Here is a 17,005-nt window from a genome sequence, read left to right as displayed (position 1 = left end):
GTGTATAAACGCTAAATTTCAGATTAAAAAACTAAAAACCTCAACAATCTGAATTTAAATTTTGATTTTCACATTCAGAGATATAGTGAACTTAAGAGCATTCGTTACGCATTTTAATCACGGTGTAGTCGGTGTTCTTATTGCTGTTGCTCAGCACAAGTTCAACCGCGCATCGGCGATAGTGAACTCATCGCCTCAAAGCAATAATTTGATGCGCCTGGTTTTCTTTATTGGCCCTGATTAAGGATAACTGATGATGACAATGGATAAGGACTTACTATCCCGGCAGAATGCGCGGGACCTGGTACGTAATGCTAAGAAAGCGCAGGCGGTTCTGACCACCTTTTCACAGCAGCAAATTGATGCCATCGTAAAAAACGTTGCCAAAGAAGCAGCAGCACAGGCCGAACCTCTGGCAAAACTGGCCTGTGAAGAGACCGGCTTTGGCAACTGGCAGGATAAGGTTCTTAAAAATACCTTCGCATCCACCTTCCTCTATGAATCAATCAAAGACATGAAAACCGTGGGAATTATCCACGAAGATAACGAAAAAAAAGTGATGGATGTGGGCGTGCCTTTAGGCGTGATTTGTGCTCTGGTCCCTTCCACTAATCCCACCTCTACCATCTTCTACAAAAGCATTATCGCGCTGAAATCCGGCAACGGTATCGTCTTCTCCCCACACCCGGGTGCCCGTGAATGCAGCTGGAAGGCGATTGACATCGTAAGTAAGGCTGCTGAAGCAGCAGGTGCACCGGCGGGCATCGTCAGCGGTATTACCGAACTGACCCTGCAAGCCACTCAAGAACTGATGCACAGCAAAGACGTCTCCCTCATTCTGGCGACGGGCGGTGAAGGCATGGTACGGGCTGCCTATGCTTCCGGTACGCCAACGATTAGCGGTGGGCCGGGTAACGGTCCCGCATTTATCGAACGCACTGCAGACGTACATCAGGCAGTGAAAGACATCATCACCAGTAAAACCTTCGACAACGGGGTTATTTGTGCTTCCGAGCAGTCGATTATCGTTGAAAGCTGCATCTGGGATGAGGTTCAGCGCGAGCTGAAATCCCAGGGCGCATACTTTATGAATGGTGAAGAGAGCGCGAAAATTTCCGCCCTGCTGATGCGTGCCAACAACACCATCAACCCGGACACGGTGGGGAAAACCGCATTGACCGTGAGTCAGATGGCCGGCTTTAGCGTTCCAACCAATACCCGCATACTTGTTTCTGTACAAACCGTTGTTTCAAAACAAAATCCTTTCTCACGCGAGAAACTGTGCCCGGTACTGGGACTGTTCGTTGAGGATGACTGGAAGTCAGCCTGCGATCGCGTAGTTGAGCTGTTAAACAACGAGGGACTTGGGCACACGCTGGTACTTCACACCCGCAATCAGGAAGTTATCCGCCAGTTCAGTCTGGAAAAACCCGTACATCGTATTTTGATTAATACTCCGGCAGCGCTGGGGGCAATTGGGGCAACCACTAACCTCACTCCGGCGCTAACGCTGGGATGCGGTGCCATTGGTGGTGGTTCAACGTCTGATAACGTCGGGCCTATGAATCTGGTCAACATTCGCAAAGTTGGATTCGGCGTTCGATCTATCGACGACCTCCGTAAATCCTGATTTTTCAAGCCGTAAATACTGCCCTGCAGTAACGGTCGGCCATCAATACCCACACTCTGGACCACGGTCACCGCTTCACGGGTGGCCGCCACCGCGGGCACCGTTCGTACCCGCACTCAGAACGACTGGAATAGATTCAGGAGAGTAAGATGGAACACGATACTTTAGCAACTCCCGTGCATAAAAATGTGCCAAAGAAAAGCTTCAGCGCCACGGATATTACCGCTACTCAGCATGAAAACGGCGTAACTGAGGGACTGTCGCCGCGACTGCAATATCTTCGTCAGCACTACCTTGAAGCCCGCCCAAGCGTTTCAATTTACCGCGCTTTAGCATTTACCGAAGTGGTAAAAAACAATCCCGGCCTGCCTGTTATCCTGCTGCGAGCAAAGGCATTCCGCCACGCCTGTGAAACTGCACCAATCCTGATTCAGGACCAGGAGCTGATCGTGGGCCACCCCTGCGGCAAGCCTCGTGCGGGTGCTTTCTCGCCGGATATCGCCTGGCGCTGGGTGCGGGACGAACTGGACACGATGGGCACACGTCCACAGGACCCTTTCGTCATCAGCGAAGAAGATAAAAAAACCATCCGTGAAGAAATCGTTCCCTTCTGGGAAGGCCGTTCGCTGGATGAAATCTGTGAAGCACAGTATCGCGAAGCTGGTGTATGGTCTTTCAGCGGCGAAACCTTCGTCAGCGATCTCTCTTATCACCAGATAAACGGCGGCGGTGATACCTGCCCGGGCTACGACGTGCTGCTGTTCACCAAAGGAATGAACGGAATTAAAGCCGATGCCGAAGCCCACCTGGCGGCACTAAGTATGGAAAATCCGGGAGACATAGACCGGATTTACTTCTACAAAGCGGCAATAGAAACCTGTACCGGCGTGGTTAACTACGCTAAGCGTATCGCAGCACACGCACGCGAACTGGCGGCGGCAGAAAAAGAGCCGCAGCGTAAAGCCGAGCTGCTGAACATCGCGCAGGTTAACGAAAACGTACCGGCTAATCCGCCAAAAACGCTGCAGGAAGCACTGCAAAGTATCTGGACCGTCGAATCGCTGTTTGAAGTTGAAGAAAACCAGACCGGTCTGTCTCTGGGCCGCGTCGATCAATATTGCTACCCGATGTATGAAGCCGATATCCGTGAAGGCCGCCTCACCGAAGAGACCGCACTGGAGATGGTGGAAGCCTTTATCATCAAATGTGCCGAGCTGATGTGGATGTCCAGCGAATCAGGAGCGAAATATTTTGCCGGCTATCAGCCCTTTATCAACCTCACAGTCGGCGGCCAGAAACGCACGGGGGGCGATGCCTGTAACGACCTGACCTACCTGATTATGGATGCGGTCCGCTTCGTGAAGGTGTACCAGCCATCGCTGGCATGCCGCATTCACAACCAGTCACCGCAAAAATACATGGAAAAAATTGTCGATGTGGTGAAAGCAGGAATGGGCTTCCCGGCCTGCCACTTCGATGACTCGCATATTCGTATGATGCTGCGCAAAGGCTTTGATTTCGACGATGCGCGTGATTACTGCCTGATGGGCTGCGTGGAACCGCAAAAATCTGGCCGTATCTATCAGTGGACTTCCACCGGTTATACCCAGTGGCCCATGGCGATTGAATTTGTACTGAACCGTGGGCGTATGGTGCTGTTTGACAGTCATCAGGGCCTTGATACCGGCGATCTGCGTGAGTTACGCACCTTCGAACAGTTTGACGCTGCGGTCAAAAAGCAGGTTGAACATATTGTTCGCCTGTCGGCTATCGGCACCGTTATCAGCCAGCGCGTACACCGTGACGTGGCACCAAAACCGCTGATGTCCCTGCTGGTCGAAGGCTGTATGGAAAGCGGTAAAGACGTTGCCGCAGGCGGCGCAATGATCAACCACGGTCCAGGCCTGATCTTCTCCGGGCTGGCGACCTACGTTGACTCAATGGCGGCCATCCGCAAGCTGGTATACGAAGACAAAAAATACACGCTGGAACAGCTGCGTGATGCGCTGCTGGCTAACTTCGAAGGCTACGAGGCAATGCGCCGCGACTGTCTGAACGCGCCGAAATACGGTAATGACGATAACTACGTTGACCAGTATGCCGCCGACATTACCGAATGGACCGAGAAAGAGTGCCGTAAATACGACATGCTCTACTCCACCCTCAGCCACGGCACATTGTCGATTTCTAACAATACGCCAATTGGTGAACTGACCAACGCCACGCCTAACGGCCGCCTGGCATGGATGCCGTTGTCCGACGGGATCAGTCCAACCCAGGGCGCTGACAAGCAGGGGCCTACGGCAATCATTAAATCGGTCAGCAAAATGAACGTGGAAACCATGAATATTGGCATGGTGCACAACTTCAAGTTCCTGAAAGGGCTGCTGGACACGCCTGAAGGCCGTACCGGTCTGATCACCTTGCTGCGTACCGCCTCAATTATGGGCAACGGCCAGATGCAGTTCAGCTATGTTGACAATGAAGTCTTGAAAAAAGCGCAGCAGGAACCCGAAAAATATCGCGACCTGATTGTCCGCGTGGCGGGATACAGCGCCTACTTCGTTGAGCTGTGCAAAGAGGTTCAGGATGAAATTATCAGCCGCACGGTAATTGACGGATTCTGAGGGTAATCCACAGGGAAGAACGATGAACAGGGACGTTCACATAGAAGCATGAGGTAGAGATGATAACCACTAAGGAACTGACCGGACGGATTTTCAACATCCAAAAATACTCGATTTATGATGGAGATGGCATTCGTACGCTGATTTTTTTCAAAGGTTGTAATATCAGCTGCCCCTGGTGCTCAAACCCGGAAGGCCTGAACGGCAACTTTCAGGTGATGTACTCTCACGATAAATGTATTAACTGCGGTGACTGCGTCAGCGTATGTCCTTCGGGTATCCACTACCGGGCCAATATCAACGGCAGCTTGAAACATTTCATCAACAGGGAAGCGGGCTGTAGCGGCTGCCGGAAATGCGAAGAAATCTGCACCCAGGATGCCATCAGCATCGTCGGCAAAGATTACACCGTCAGTGAACTGATGGAAGTGATAATGCAGGACTACTTTTTCTATACCTCATCTGGCGGAGGCGTCACTATCGGCGGCGGTGAAATGAGCCTGCAAACGGACTTCGCGGTTGCCCTGTTTAGCGAATGCAAAAAAGTCATGATCAATACGGCGGTAGAAACCCAGGGAACAACGCCGCTGGAAAACTATAAAAAACTGGCAGCCGTTACCGACACGTTTTTATTCGATCTGAAAGAAATGGATAGCGCGAACCACAAGGCACTTTTTGGCATGGGCAACGAACGCGTTAAGCGAAACCTGGAATGGCTGGTTGATTCAGGAGCCAATGTCGTTGTCCGCATTCCGCTGGTACGGGGTTATAATGACTCTGAAGAGTCCGTGCTCGCTGCAATTGATTATATAAAAAAACTTTCCCGGCGCGGAAACATTCGCCGCATTGATATTCTCCCCTATCACCAGCTTGGTAAAAGTAAATATCAAAAACTTGATATGGACTATCCGGTGTTAAACGATCCGTCATACACACCGGAAGAACTAAATTATATGGAGTCTCGATTTAAAAGTTTTGATTTTGATATTCGTTTAGTTCGCCATTAATTATTTATATTTTAAATATATCATTCAGGAGTTCACCCATGTCTTCGAAAAAGAAATGCTGGCTATGGCTGCTGCTGGTCATCGTCTCCGAAACTTCAGCAACCTCAACATTAAAAATGTTTGATAACAGTGAAGGTCTGACTAAAACCCTGCTGCTGGGGCTTATCGTTGTGCTCTACTGTATCTGCTACTACTCCCTGTCGCGGGCAGTAAAAAATATCCCCGTTGGCCTGGCCTACGCCACCTGGTCAGGGACTGGAATACTGACCGTTTCAACGCTGGGTATGGTGTTTTACGGTCAGCATCCCGATACAGCGGCGATAATCGGCATGCTGATCATCGCCAGTGGCATTATTATTATGAATCTGTTTTCGCGTATGGGTAGCGAGGACGCAGAAGAAACAACATCTCAGTCACCCAAACTTACAGAAAAAAGTTCACCAACACACTAAGGGAATTATCATGGCTAATGTGGGATTTTTATGGCTGGCATTATCTATCTGTTCCGAAATAACCGGCACATCAATGATAAAAAAAACCTACGGCTTTAGTAAACTGGCACCCTCCGTTTTGGTTATTGTTGCCTATGCCGTTTGCTATTTTGCACTAACCAGAGCCATGAGTACTATACCTGTCGGGGTGGCTTATTCGCTCTGGTGCGGATTTGGTATTGTAGGCGTAACGCTTTGCTCAATGGTTTTATACAAACAGAAACCTGATTTTCCAGCAATATTTTCCATGCTGCTGATTATTTCTGGTGGTGTCATTATGAATGCCTTCTCGACCATGTAAGCCAGAAAACAAATGTACTACTCTGTCACCCGGGACATTAAATAAGTTTAATAAAATAACTGCGTAACAGGATTTGTCTTGCCTGTTACGCAGTTATTAAAGTATTCGTCTTAAAATTAGTGCAGTGGCCGCTTCACATACAGGCTTATGGCCGCAGGACGAATGGCCTCAACGCTGATTTCATACTCTTCAACGGTGAGCGTTTCCAGCCGCTCAAAGTTCTCTTCACGCCCATGTAAGGCGATAACCAGCAGAGAAGGTTCCTGCGATGGTGGCAACGAAGACCAGTCTCCCAGATCAACGCCTTTCATATAACCAAAGCACCATTCCTCTACCACCGTGTAATCTTCACCGTTAACGGTGTTAATGCCAAACAGTGGTTCGAACTGATCAGGATAACCGCTCAGGCGATCGACAATATCATTCATATGCTGAGAAAGCAGATCGTGGAAACGGCGGAATTCCTCTTCAGACTCCCAGTCAGGCGTCTCATCCTCTCCGCCCCAAATAGCCGGCAGCCATTCACCTGGCGGTACCGGTACCGGTGCGGAAACGATCGCCGTCAACATGCCGTCCAGTTCGGAGGCATCAACCAGCGAAGTGTCGGTAGAATATTTCATGAGAATATCGTCCAGCCATTCCAGCTGCTCTTCCGTCAGGGGACCCTGTTGCATAGCGTTACCTCTCTCCACATAACATTTTCACCAGCCGCGCCGGTGAGTATGGGGGTATTCTCGTTGCCAGTGCAGAAAAAAGCTATCCTGCTGCCGATTTAAACCATCAGATAATCGGTAAATTGATTATCGTCCCCAGCGCGCTAAATGCCAGGTTGGCCCGGTATTGTAGAACCGTCAGCGTCCGGCAACTCAAACTTTGTGTGCGAAACGGCACGGCCGCGGCTGATGCTCGTCACGCAGACAGCGAACGGAAGACGACTTTTAAATGATAATAATTATCGGCATCGTCACCGTATACCGTCCGGCCACCAGCAGTTCAGCGGGCGGCGGCGGCAGTGGACTGGCGCGCACCAGCATTGCCAGCGCCTCGCGATCGAGGGCAATGGTGCCGGAAGATCGATCCAGCCTGCTGCTGCCGATCTCACCGCTGGCGCACGGTTAATGTCAGACCGGGAGAGCAGCGAGAAAGGCTCAGCCGTGGAGACATTGCCTGAAATGGGGGGCGTGAACGTGAATAACTCAGAGAGCAGGCTCAGGTCCCGGAATTGATGACTGCAATGTAGCCGTGGTTTGAATGCAGGAAGAGCGTCGCTGATGCCGTCGGAATTCAGACGTTGGCGTTTTTCCGGTTGCTCGCCCGCCAGCAGAGCTGACGCTGCTGCAAAAGCTGCTGATGGTGATACTGCAAATCAGCCAGCGAGAGCGCCTCTGTCGCCTCTGCCGTCAACGCAGGTGCCGGGTCCTGCTGCTGCAACCACTCTTCGCGGCTGGCCGTCAGCGGATCGTCGTGATGGGGATTGAGTGAATCCAGCAGAACCCGACGATACTCAGCCAGCCGATCCGCCGCGATGGCCGCAAGAGACGTTGCCATCCGCTGTAAAAATGCGTCTATCGCCTGCCACAGATCGTTATGCGTCAGCGTCGGCGATTGCAGGCAGAACAGAATCCCCGGCCGTCCTGCCACCTGCCACCAGCGGCAGCTGACCACGTAACCGATATTCTGCTCCACTCTTAGCTGCTGGAAAAATGCGGGCTGGAAGATCAGCGCCAGGCATCGCCACGCGGCTACGGTCTGCGGGGTTATCCCGGTTAGCGGGCAGAACAGCATAACGGCGGCATCATTGCTGTCGGTAACCACGGAGTATTCCCGCTGCGGCACGGGAAGTGGGCGCGGTGCCTCAACCTGCGAATTAACTCTCCCAGGGAAACACGACAGCTGCTGCGCCAGGCGCTGATGCAGCTCGCGGCTGCCGCCGTAAAGGCTCGCCTGCCAGGGCATTGCGGGCAGCGGCGATGCGGACAGCGAATGGCTGGCGTTCTGCCACAGCGACGGCAGGGCGGCAATCAGCGTACGCACCGCAATATCGCTACGCTGCGCGCGCTGCTGGTGCTGATACTCCCGCTCACCCTGCTCGATGGCCCCGGCGGGCAGCGACGCCAGCCTCGCCGTCAGCGAGGAAAGCGTCGCCGTCATCAGCTCAGAAGGCCCGCTAAGCTGGATCAGCCACAGCCCCTGATGACACTCCAGCTTTAGCTCACCGCCACCGTGGGTGCAGCTGCCAGCCTGCGCACGCAGTGCGGCCTGCATAATCTGTCCCCAGGGCAGCGGCACAACCGCAGCCGGGCTGAGCAGCAGCACTGCCTGACCGCCATCGGGGTTATGATGCGGCAGCGGTACCGCCGCGGAAACGCTTCCAGCGGCGAATAGCGGCTGCGAGCGCGGGAAGAAATCTGGCGCGGGTTTAACAGCGGGCAGCACAACCTTATCCAGCTGCTTCGCCGCCAGAGGCAGGCTGAAACCCTGCACCGGCCGGTACCCGGTTATCCGTTTATCGCCTGAACCTCGTAGCTCCGTTTGCAACCCGCCAGCGGGCAGGGGCTGCTCAATACCACCTTCACGACGGAGAGGCGTTTGCTCTGTTCCCTGCCCGTCGCGAAGATCCGACCGTTCCGTTTCCGGCTTATCGCTAAGATGTCTCTGCTCCGGTTTCAGCTCGCCGCTGCGCAGCCGCGTCAGATTTTCCGCTATCAGCTGGGCCAGCAGCGGCTGCCAGCGCAGCGGCCAGGCTTCCGGCGGCGCAAAGCCAAACGCCCGCTCACGCAACCTGTCCATCACCGGCAGCCGGTTAAACTCCCGTACCGCCAGCGCCGCATAGTGCTGAAGCTGCTCGTCACTCAACCCCGCCAGCCGACCCAGCCAGTGATGCAGCAACCCTTCCGCCGGCGCCGCGTGCTGCGGGGCGGCCAGCGTCAGCTCAATGCTCAGCACCTGCTGCTGCGCGCTAACGTAGGGCCGCAGCACGCGCAGCTCATCGCACAGCCCTTCAGCCCTCAGCGCGGCCATCAGGCTGCCTTCGGCTTCATCGCGCAGCAGCTGGCGCAGCAGGGTCAGCTCTTCGCTGAAGTCACCGGTCAGCAGGAAGGAGAGCCGCAGCCGCTCGCCGTCCGGGCGCTGCAGCACGTAGTCCCGCTGCGCTGATAACACCAGCAGCGGTATAAGAACCTTTGAAGGCTGCACGGGTAAACCTGCCACTGGTGGCACCGTATGGCTCAGCGGCATCGGCGGCGAATCGGTCTGAACGGGCTGTGAAGATAGCGCGGATAACGAGGCGGTCTGAGCGGCTTCTGAAGATGTCGCTGGCAGCGGAGCAGATCGTGATGCTGTATACGGTAACGGCAATGCGGCTGCCCGGGCTTGATCCGCAAAACGCAGACCGGCGCGTTCGGCCAGCTGCCACAGTTCATCTGCGGACTGCGGTCCCTGCAGCCACAGTGTGGTATTCGCAGCGTAGTAAGCCTGCTGATGGAACCGCAACAGCGCCTTATGCAGCGCGGCCGTGTCGGTGCCAAAACCTGCGTCGTCGCCGACCTGAAAACGCTGCCACGGGTGCGCTGCAAATGCCGCGCTCAGCGCCGCGTCGGCCAGCGTGTCCTGATGGCCGCACAGCAGGCGATACTCCGCATCGATCGTCGCTGTTTCCTGGCGGATGGCGCTTTCCGCCAGCAGCGGAGCCACCAGCATATCGGTCAGCCGCGAAAGGCCGTCCGCCAGCAGCGCAGGGGAACACTCAAAAAAGAAGGCCGTACCGTTACCGAGGGTGGTGGCGTTCAGCCTCCCGCCCTGCGCCTGCGCCCACATCATCAGGCGCTCGTCATCCTGGAAGGCATCGCTGCCGGCAAACAGCACGTGCTCCAGCAGATGCGCCAGCCCCGGCCAGGCATCCGGCTCGTGCAGGCTGCCGACGCCAACCTGCACCAGCGCCGAGGCGCAGCGGGCCTGCGGGTCCGTAATAATGCGAACCTGAAGACCATTGCTGAGCTGGCGCTGTTGTACCGGCATCGGTCAGACTTTGAAAATCAACTGGGAATTAACCCGCTCGGAGTTAGCGCGGTTGCGGAACTGCAGCTGGTCAACGCGCATGGTGGTGCAGTTAGCCTGCTCTCGGGCGGCAAGGATTTTGTGGTGATGCTCGGACTTGCTGCACACCGGGTCCGCATTATCCGCGTTGCCGGTCAGCATAAAGGCCTGGCAACGGCAGCCGCCGAAGTCCTTCTCTTTCTCCGAACAGGATCGGCAGGGTTCCGGCATCCAGTCAAAGCCGCGATAGCGGTTAAAGCTGAAGGAGTTAAACCAGATATCCTGCAGGCTCTGCTCCAGCACCGACGGGAACTGCACCGGCAGCTGGCGCGCACTGTGGCACGGCAGCGCGGTGCCTTCCGGCGTCACGCTCAGGAAAATCGCCCCCCAGCCGCCCATGCAGCCTTTCGGGCGCTCTTCGTAGTAATCCGGGGTCACGAACAGCAGGTTGGTCAGGTTATCGCTGGCGGACATCTTCTCACGGTAGCGGGCAACCACCGCTTCGGCGCGTTCGATCTGATCGCGGGTCGGCAGCAGCCCTTCGCGGTTCAGCTGCGCCCAGCCGTAGAACTGGCAGGTCGCCAGCTCCACGTCATCCGCTTCCAGTTCGATGCATAGTTCGATAATGCGGTCGATCTGGTCGATATTGTGGCGGTGCAGCACAAAGTTCAGCACCATCGGATAGCCGTGCGCCTTCACCGCGCGCGCCATCTCCAGTTTCTGCTGGAAGGCCTTCTTCGATCCGGCCAGCGCGGCGTTCAGCGTCTCGTCGCTGGCCTGGAAGCTGATCTGAATATGATCGAGGCCCGCTTCAGCAAACGAATCGATCTTTTTCTGCGTCAGGCCGATCCCCGAGGTGATCAGGTTGGTGTAGAACCCCAAATCACGCGCCGCGCGGATCAGCTCGGGCAGATCTTTGCGCACCAGCGGCTCGCCGCCGGAGAAACCGATCTGCACTGCGCCCATCGCACGGGCCTGCTTAAAGACTTCGATCCACTGCTCGGTGGTCAGCTCTTTATCCTGCTGGGCAAAATCCAGCGGGTTCGAGCAGTACGGGCACTGCAGCGGGCAGCGGTAGGTCAGTTCGGCCAGCAACCACAGCGGCGGGTTGACCTTATTATCAGGCTGGGTCACGTAATATTATCCACTTCTGTTCCCTCGCCTGGGCGAAGAAATCCTGTACATCGTCATCCACGCCGCCCGCTTCCGGGAAGCGATCGTTCAGCGTCTGAATGATGTCGGCCAGCGTGCACTTGCCGTCCACCAGTTCGAGGATCGCCGTGGCGCTGTCGTTCAGCTTGGCCATGCCTTCCGGATAGAGGATCACATGGCAGTTCTGCACTTCTTCCCACTGCAGGCGGTAGCCGCGGCGGAACATCGGAATAGTTTGCAGGTTGCTCACAGCAGTTTTCCTTTATGCCAGACGGGCTGGTCGGTGACGGTATGATACGGCGGACGCTCCAGGGCGTAGGCCATGGTCATGGCGTCCAGCATGGTCCACAGAATGTCCAGTTTGAACTGCAGGATCTCCAGCATGCGCTGCTGTTTCTCCACGGTGTTGCAGTACTCCAGCGCCAGCTCAAGACCGTGCTCAACGTCACGACGCGCCTGGCTCAGACGTCCACGGAAGTAGCCGTAGCCCTCTTCTTCAATCCAGGTGAAGTGCTGCGGCCAGCTGTCGAGGCGCGACTGGTGGATCTGTGGCGCAAACAGTTCGGTCAGTGAGCTACAGGCGGCTTCCTGCCACACCGCGCGGCGGGCAAAGTTGACGTAGGCATCTACGGCGAAGCGCACGCCCGGCAGTACCATCTGCCCGGAGAGCAGCACATCGCGATCCAGCCCGACCGCTTCACCGAGCCGCAGCCAGGCCTCAATGCCGCCTTCGCTGTTACCGTAGCCGTCGTGGTCCAGGATACGCTGCACCCATTTGCGGCGCATTTGTGGGTCCGGGCAGTTGGCCATAATCGCCGCGTCTTTCAGCGGAATATTGGTCTGGTAGTAGAAGCGGTTCGCCACCCAGCCCTGGATCTGCTCGCGCGTCGCCTCGCCGTTATGCATGGCGGTATGGTACGGGTGATGAATATGGTAATAGGCACCGCGCGCGCGCAGGGCCTGTTCGAACTGCTCGGGGGTCATCAGTGCTGGCTGGCTCATAGGTCGATACTCATTCCGTCAAAGCTCACCTCAATGCCGCGCTGCGTCAGCGCCTGGCGCTCCGCCGAGGACTCATCGAGGATCGGATTGGTGTTGTTAATATGGATCAGGATCTTGCGGCGCGCCGGCAGATTACTGAGCAACGCCATCAGCCCCTGCTCTTCCCCCAGCGCCAGATGGCCCATATCGCGCCCGGTATTGCGCCCCACGCCGGTGTTGGCCAGCTCGTTGTCCTGCCACAGCGTGCCGTCGATCAGCAGGCAGTCGGCCTGCTTCATCAGCGCCAGCAGTTCAGCATCCGGCTCGCCCAGCCCGGGTGCGTACAGCAGCTTGCTGCCGGTCGTGGTGTTCTCAATCATCAGCGCGATGTTATGGCCGGGTAAAGGCCGCCCGCGATACGGTGAGTACGGCGGTGCATTGCTGAGGATCGGGATAGCGGTAAAGCGCAGCGCCGGGCACACCGACACTGAAAACGGCTCTGCGGGCTGGATGGCGTGATGCACCAGGCCGCCGTTCCAGTGGGAAAGCATGGTAAAAATCGGGAAACCGCTGATCAGATCGTCGTGCACTTCCGGCGTGCACCACACCTGATGCGGGCAGCCTTCGCGCAGGTTCAGTAAACCGGTGCAGTGATCGATCTGGCTGTCGGTGAGGATAATTGAGCCGATCGCCGTGCCGCGCAGCACGCCGTGCTTATTCAGTTCGGGATTGGCGGCAATCTGATGGCAAATATCCGGTGAGGCATTGCACAGCACCCAGTCGGTGCCGTTATCGCTGACCGCGATTGAAGATTGGGTACGCCGCGTGGCAGGGATGCTGCCGTCGCGCACGCCCTGGCAGTTGCGGCAGTTACAGTTCCACTGCGGGAAACCACCGCCTGCCGCAGAGCCAAGCACTTTGATTTTCATGGATAAACCGGGAAAAGGGAGAAAATGCCCGCGGTACACAGCAGGCATTATCTGCAACCGGGATAACCCGGCGGGCAGAAATATTAACGGTTAGAAATGTACAGAGTCACTTCTAAGCCCAGACGCATATCGATGAAAGTAGGTTTAGTCCACATAGTCATCTCCTCTCAGTATCGCTAAAAATAACCCACCCGGGCGCACCAGGTGAAAGGCATGTTGTCAAATTACAAGAACCTGGCGGCGCAAATGTTGCGCCTATGATAAATCGATATCAACCCTTAATTCTTTGTGGATAATTAAATTTTGTACTATTTGGTTCAAAAACCACGGTTTATTTCTGCCAGGTTTGCCGTAAAACCCGCAGCCAGTTCGCGTGGCTCAGCTTATTAATCAGTTCGTCGCCATAGCCTGCAGCCTTCAGCGCGTTCACCAGCCTCGGCAGGCCGGTGACGTCGCCGATCTCATCCGGCACGTTAATCCCGTCAAAGTCAGAGCCGAACGCCACGCGGTCTTCCCCCAATTTTTCCAGTAGATAGTCAAGGTGTTGCACCATCACGCTGAGCGGCGTATTGCCGTCGCGCTTGCCGTCGCTGCGCAGGAACGAGGTGCCGAAATTCAGCCCGACCAATCCGTCGCTCTCTTTGATTGCCGCCAGCTGATCGTCCGTCAGGTTGCGCGGCTGCGGGCACAGCGCATGGACGTTGGAGTGGCTGGCCACCAGCGGCGCGTCGCTGAGCTCGGCGGTCTGCCAGAAGGTTTTCTCATTCATATGCGACAGGTCGATCATCAGCCGGTGCTGATTACAGGCGCGGATCAGCCGCTTACCGGCCTCGGTCATCCCCTCACCGGTGTCCGGTGAGCCGGGAAAGGTGCCGTTAATGCCGAAGCCAAAACGGTTAGGGATGTTCCAGAACGGCCCGATACTGCGCAACCCGGCGGCGGCCCAGCCTTCCAGCTGGCTCAGCTCCTCATCCAGCCCTTCGGCCCCCTCAATATGCAGCACCATTGCCAGCACGCCCTGCGCCATGCACTGCTCAATATCGCTGACGCTGCGGCAGACGCGCGCCTGTCCCGCCGACCGCTCTGCAATCTGCTGGAATATGGCAATCTGCTGCCCGGTGATCGCCAGCGGATCGTGGCGCAGCGCCTCCTGCTGCGCATCACGCTTGAAGAATTTCGCCACGTACTCCGCAGGCGGCACAAACACGGCAAACAGCCCCCCGGCAAAACCGCCCTGCCGCATACGGGGCAGGTCGAGATGGCCGCCAAGACGCTGCTGAAGAAAGGCCTCGGCCGGGCGTTCAGGATGATGCAGCCACAGGTGCAGCAGCAGATCGTTATGGCCGTCAAAAACCGGCTGGGGGATATTGCTCATTGGCAGTGCCTATATCGCGCGGGGAACACCAAAGCATAACGCAGTTTTCGCCGTTGTCAGAAGCGACGATCGGATGGTTTCGCCCATAAAGATTTGATAGCTGAGGTCCACCGAGTCGGCGGTAAAGCTTTCATTGCTGATTTTTTTCAGCAGCAGCTCTGCGGCAGTGTAGCCGATCGCATAGCGCGGGGTGATCACGCTGGCCATGGTCGGGTACATCTCCCGGCTGATATCCAGCCCGTGGAAACCGGCAATGGCAATCCGGCCCGGCACCGCAATCCCCTGCCGCTGGCAGAAGAGCAGCGCGCCCAGCGCCAGATCGTCATTGGTACAGAATACCGCATCCAGATCGGGATACTGCTCCAGCGCGGAGGTCAGCATTGCCGCTCCCAGCTTCTGCGAAGAGATCGCTTTCGGGTTGATTCGCCGCCCCTCGCCTCCCCGCTCGCTCATCGCCTGGCAATAGCCGCGATAGCGGAACTCATCGCGCCGGTCGTCCTGTGAGCCAAAATAGATAATCCGTTTACGGCCCTGATCGAGCAGCGTACGCGTCATATCGTAGCCCGCACTGTAGTTGTTAAAACCGACCTGCATATCCAGGCAGGCGCCCTGGGTATCCATCACTTCCACAATCGGTATCTTCGCCGAGCGCAGATACTTCACCGCCCGCAGGGTGTGATCCTTTTCGCTGAGCAGGATGCCGTCGATATTGTAGGACAGCAGATTGATGATCTGTTCTTCTTCCACCTGCTTATCGTAGTTGTAGTTAGCGATCAGCGTCTGATAGCGCCCCTCTTTGGTTGCAGCTTCAATGCCGCTAAGCAGGTCGGCGAATATCTGGTTTTTAAACGACGGGATCAGTACACCCAGCGTATAGCTCTTCGCGTTGAGCAGCATCTCCGGCGCGCGGTTGGGAATGTAGTTAATCTCTTCAATGATCTGGGCAATTTTCGCCCGGGTTTCCGGCGCAACGCGTTCTGGCGTCCGCAGATAGCGGCTTACCGTCATCCGGGTTACGCCAGCCAGCGTGGCGATGTCCTGTAACGATATGCGGTGCGATCTCATAAGCTTCCATGGAATCAGATAAAAGTAAAAAAGGGCCAGGCAAGCCTGGCCCTTACGGGATGACGACGGAAGTAACCGACCGTCTGACAGATTAGTGAATAATGGCGTTCAGAATCAACACGCCTGCCAGACCGAGGAAGGAAATCAGCGTTTCCATCACCGTCCAGGTCTTCAGCGTTTCGATTACGCTGAGGTTAAAGTAGCCCTTGAACAGCCAGAAGCCAGGATCGTTCACGTGTGAAGCGATAACGCTACCGGAACCAACCGCCAGCACCATCAGCGCCGGATCGGTGTGGGTGATAGCAATAATGGGCGTCACGATACCGGCGGTGGTGATCGCCGCGACTGTCGCAGAACCAAGGGCGATACGCAGCATTGCCGCCACGGTCCAACACATCAGCAGCGGAGACAGCGACGAACCTTTCATCATGTTGGCAATGTAATCGCCCACACCACTGTCTACCAGCACCTGCTTGAAGGCACCGCCACCGGCAATAATGAACACGATCATCGCAATCGCACCGATGGAGGAACCGCACATCTCCATCACCTCATCCATCTTACGGCCGTTGCGCAGGCCCAGAGTGAACACCGCAATCACCACAGAGATAAACAGCGCGACGGCCGGGTTACCGACAAACTCAAAGAACTGGCGCAGCACGTTCTCTTTCGGCGTGGTCAGCTCAAAGACTGCCGACACTGCCATCAGGATCACCGGAATAACCGCCGCAAAAATACTGGTCCAGAAGCCCGGCATTTCATGGTCTTCAAAGACTTTCGGGTTGTACAGCCCTTCCGGCGGCGACTTTTCAAAGTTCTTCAGGAATTTGGAGAATACCGGCCCGGCAATAATCACCGTTGGGATAGTAATGATCATGCCGTACAGCAGCGTGGTACCGAGATTAGCACCAAAGATAATGGCGATAGCAGTCGGGCCCGGATGCGGCGGCAGGAAGCAGTGGGTCACCGACAGCGCGGCAACCATCGGCACGCCGACGTACAACAGCGGCAGGCGAGCGGCGGCCACCACGGTAAACACCAGCGGCAGCAGCAGCACGAAGCCGATTTCATAGAACATCGCCAGGCCAACCACCAGGCCGGTAACCATCAGCGCCCACTGCACGCGCTGTTTACCGAAGGCGGCAATCAGCGTGGTCGCCACGCGCTGCGCGGCCCCGGTGTCGGACACAAGCTTGCCGAGCATGGCACCGAAGCCGAGGATTAGCACCAGCCCACCGAGCGTGCCGCCAACCCCTTTCTGGATCGAAGCGATAACCGCCAGCGGCGTCATCCCTTCGGCCACGCCGACCACAGCAGAAACAAAAATCAGAGCGATGAAGCCGTTGACCTTAAATACGATCATCAGCACCAGAAGCAGAATGACCCCAATGGCTATTATTGTAATGGGCATA

General features: G+C 56.1%; 14 protein-coding genes and 2 pseudogenes. 5 read left to right on the top strand and 11 right to left on the bottom strand.

Features of this window, described 5'->3' with window-relative positions:
- Positions 1 to 253: 253 nt before the first annotated feature.
- The 5 genes and pseudogenes from AC07U6_RS15360 to AC07U6_RS15340 form a co-directional block, all read left to right on the top strand.
- Positions 254 to 1,621, top strand: a pseudogene (locus AC07U6_RS15360) (acetaldehyde dehydrogenase (acetylating)); the annotation flags it as partial.
- A 257-nt stretch (positions 1,622 to 1,878) separates the two neighbouring features.
- Positions 1,879 to 4,257 (top strand): annotated as a pseudogene (gene cutC, locus AC07U6_RS15355) (choline trimethylamine-lyase); the annotation flags it as partial.
- 59 nt (positions 4,258 to 4,316) lie between these two features.
- Positions 4,317 to 5,264 carry a choline TMA-lyase-activating enzyme gene (gene cutD, locus AC07U6_RS15350; RefSeq protein WP_494763901.1) on the top strand — a complete coding sequence of 316 codons (948 nt, stop codon included), beginning with the start codon at positions 4,317 to 4,319 and terminating at the stop codon, positions 5,262 to 5,264.
- A 38-nt stretch (positions 5,265 to 5,302) separates the two neighbouring features.
- The gene (locus AC07U6_RS15345) at positions 5,303 to 5,716 is read left to right on the top strand and encodes a DMT family transporter (protein WP_494763902.1); all 414 of its coding nucleotides are present in this window, start codon (positions 5,303 to 5,305) and stop codon (positions 5,714 to 5,716) included.
- A 10-nt stretch (positions 5,717 to 5,726) separates the two neighbouring features.
- Positions 5,727 to 6,056, top strand: a complete 330-nt coding sequence (locus AC07U6_RS15340; RefSeq protein ID WP_494763903.1) for a DMT family transporter — start codon at positions 5,727 to 5,729, stop codon at positions 6,054 to 6,056.
- A gap of 116 nt (positions 6,057 to 6,172) precedes the next feature.
- On the opposite strand, the gene AC07U6_RS15335 is transcribed toward AC07U6_RS15340, so the two are convergent.
- From AC07U6_RS15335 to AC07U6_RS15285, 11 genes are all read right to left on the bottom strand, one after another.
- The gene (locus AC07U6_RS15335; protein WP_494763904.1) at positions 6,173 to 6,730 is read right to left on the bottom strand and encodes a UPF0149 family protein; all 558 of its coding nucleotides are present in this window, start codon (positions 6,728 to 6,730) and stop codon (positions 6,173 to 6,175) included.
- Between the two features lie 264 nt (positions 6,731 to 6,994).
- On the bottom strand, positions 6,995 to 7,117 hold the full coding sequence (locus AC07U6_RS15330) for a hypothetical protein (protein ID WP_494764816.1): 123 nt from the start codon (positions 7,115 to 7,117) through the stop codon (positions 6,995 to 6,997).
- Positions 7,118 to 7,340: 223 nt separating this feature from the next.
- Positions 7,341 to 10,073, bottom strand: coding sequence for an insulinase family protein (locus AC07U6_RS15325; protein WP_494763905.1), 2,733 nt, complete (start codon positions 10,071 to 10,073; stop codon positions 7,341 to 7,343).
- 3 nt (positions 10,074 to 10,076) lie between these two features.
- A complete protein-coding gene (pqqE, locus tag AC07U6_RS15320; protein WP_494763906.1) occupies positions 10,077 to 11,225 on the bottom strand; it encodes a pyrroloquinoline quinone biosynthesis protein PqqE in 1,149 nt (382 codons plus the stop codon).
- The gene (gene pqqD, locus AC07U6_RS15315; RefSeq protein WP_494763907.1) at positions 11,212 to 11,493 is read right to left on the bottom strand and encodes a pyrroloquinoline quinone biosynthesis peptide chaperone PqqD; all 282 of its coding nucleotides are present in this window, start codon (positions 11,491 to 11,493) and stop codon (positions 11,212 to 11,214) included. The genes pqqE and pqqD overlap by 14 nt, the downstream gene beginning before the upstream one ends.
- On the bottom strand, positions 11,490 to 12,245 hold the full coding sequence (gene pqqC, locus AC07U6_RS15310) for a pyrroloquinoline-quinone synthase PqqC (RefSeq protein ID WP_494763908.1): 756 nt from the start codon (positions 12,243 to 12,245) through the stop codon (positions 11,490 to 11,492). Before pqqC ends, pqqD begins: the two co-directional genes overlap by 4 nt.
- Entirely contained in the window at positions 12,242 to 13,153 is a 912-nt protein-coding gene (gene pqqB / locus AC07U6_RS15305; protein ID WP_494763909.1) for a pyrroloquinoline quinone biosynthesis protein PqqB, read from the bottom strand. The genes pqqC and pqqB overlap by 4 nt, the downstream gene beginning before the upstream one ends.
- Positions 13,154 to 13,236: 83 nt before the next feature.
- Positions 13,237 to 13,308, bottom strand: coding sequence for a pyrroloquinoline quinone precursor peptide PqqA (pqqA, locus tag AC07U6_RS15300; protein ID WP_072166356.1), 72 nt, complete (start codon positions 13,306 to 13,308; stop codon positions 13,237 to 13,239).
- A 176-nt stretch (positions 13,309 to 13,484) separates the two neighbouring features.
- Complete coding sequence (locus tag AC07U6_RS15295) at positions 13,485 to 14,528, bottom strand: dipeptidase (protein ID WP_494763910.1); 1,044 nt, start codon at positions 14,526 to 14,528, stop codon at positions 13,485 to 13,487.
- A 9-nt stretch (positions 14,529 to 14,537) separates the two neighbouring features.
- Positions 14,538 to 15,593 carry a DNA-binding transcriptional regulator IdnR gene (gene idnR / locus AC07U6_RS15290; protein WP_494763911.1) on the bottom strand — a complete coding sequence of 352 codons (1,056 nt, stop codon included), beginning with the start codon at positions 15,591 to 15,593 and terminating at the stop codon, positions 14,538 to 14,540.
- Between the two features lie 91 nt (positions 15,594 to 15,684).
- A complete protein-coding gene (locus tag AC07U6_RS15285) occupies positions 15,685 to 17,004 on the bottom strand; it encodes a gluconate:H+ symporter (protein WP_494763912.1) in 1,320 nt (439 codons plus the stop codon).
- Position 17,005 lies beyond the last annotated feature (1 nt).

Source organism: Erwinia sp. GW821-FHT03D09, assembly GCF_059420805.1.
The sequence above is the reverse complement of the archived record's forward strand: the minus strand, read 5'-3'. Positions and strand labels throughout refer to the sequence as shown.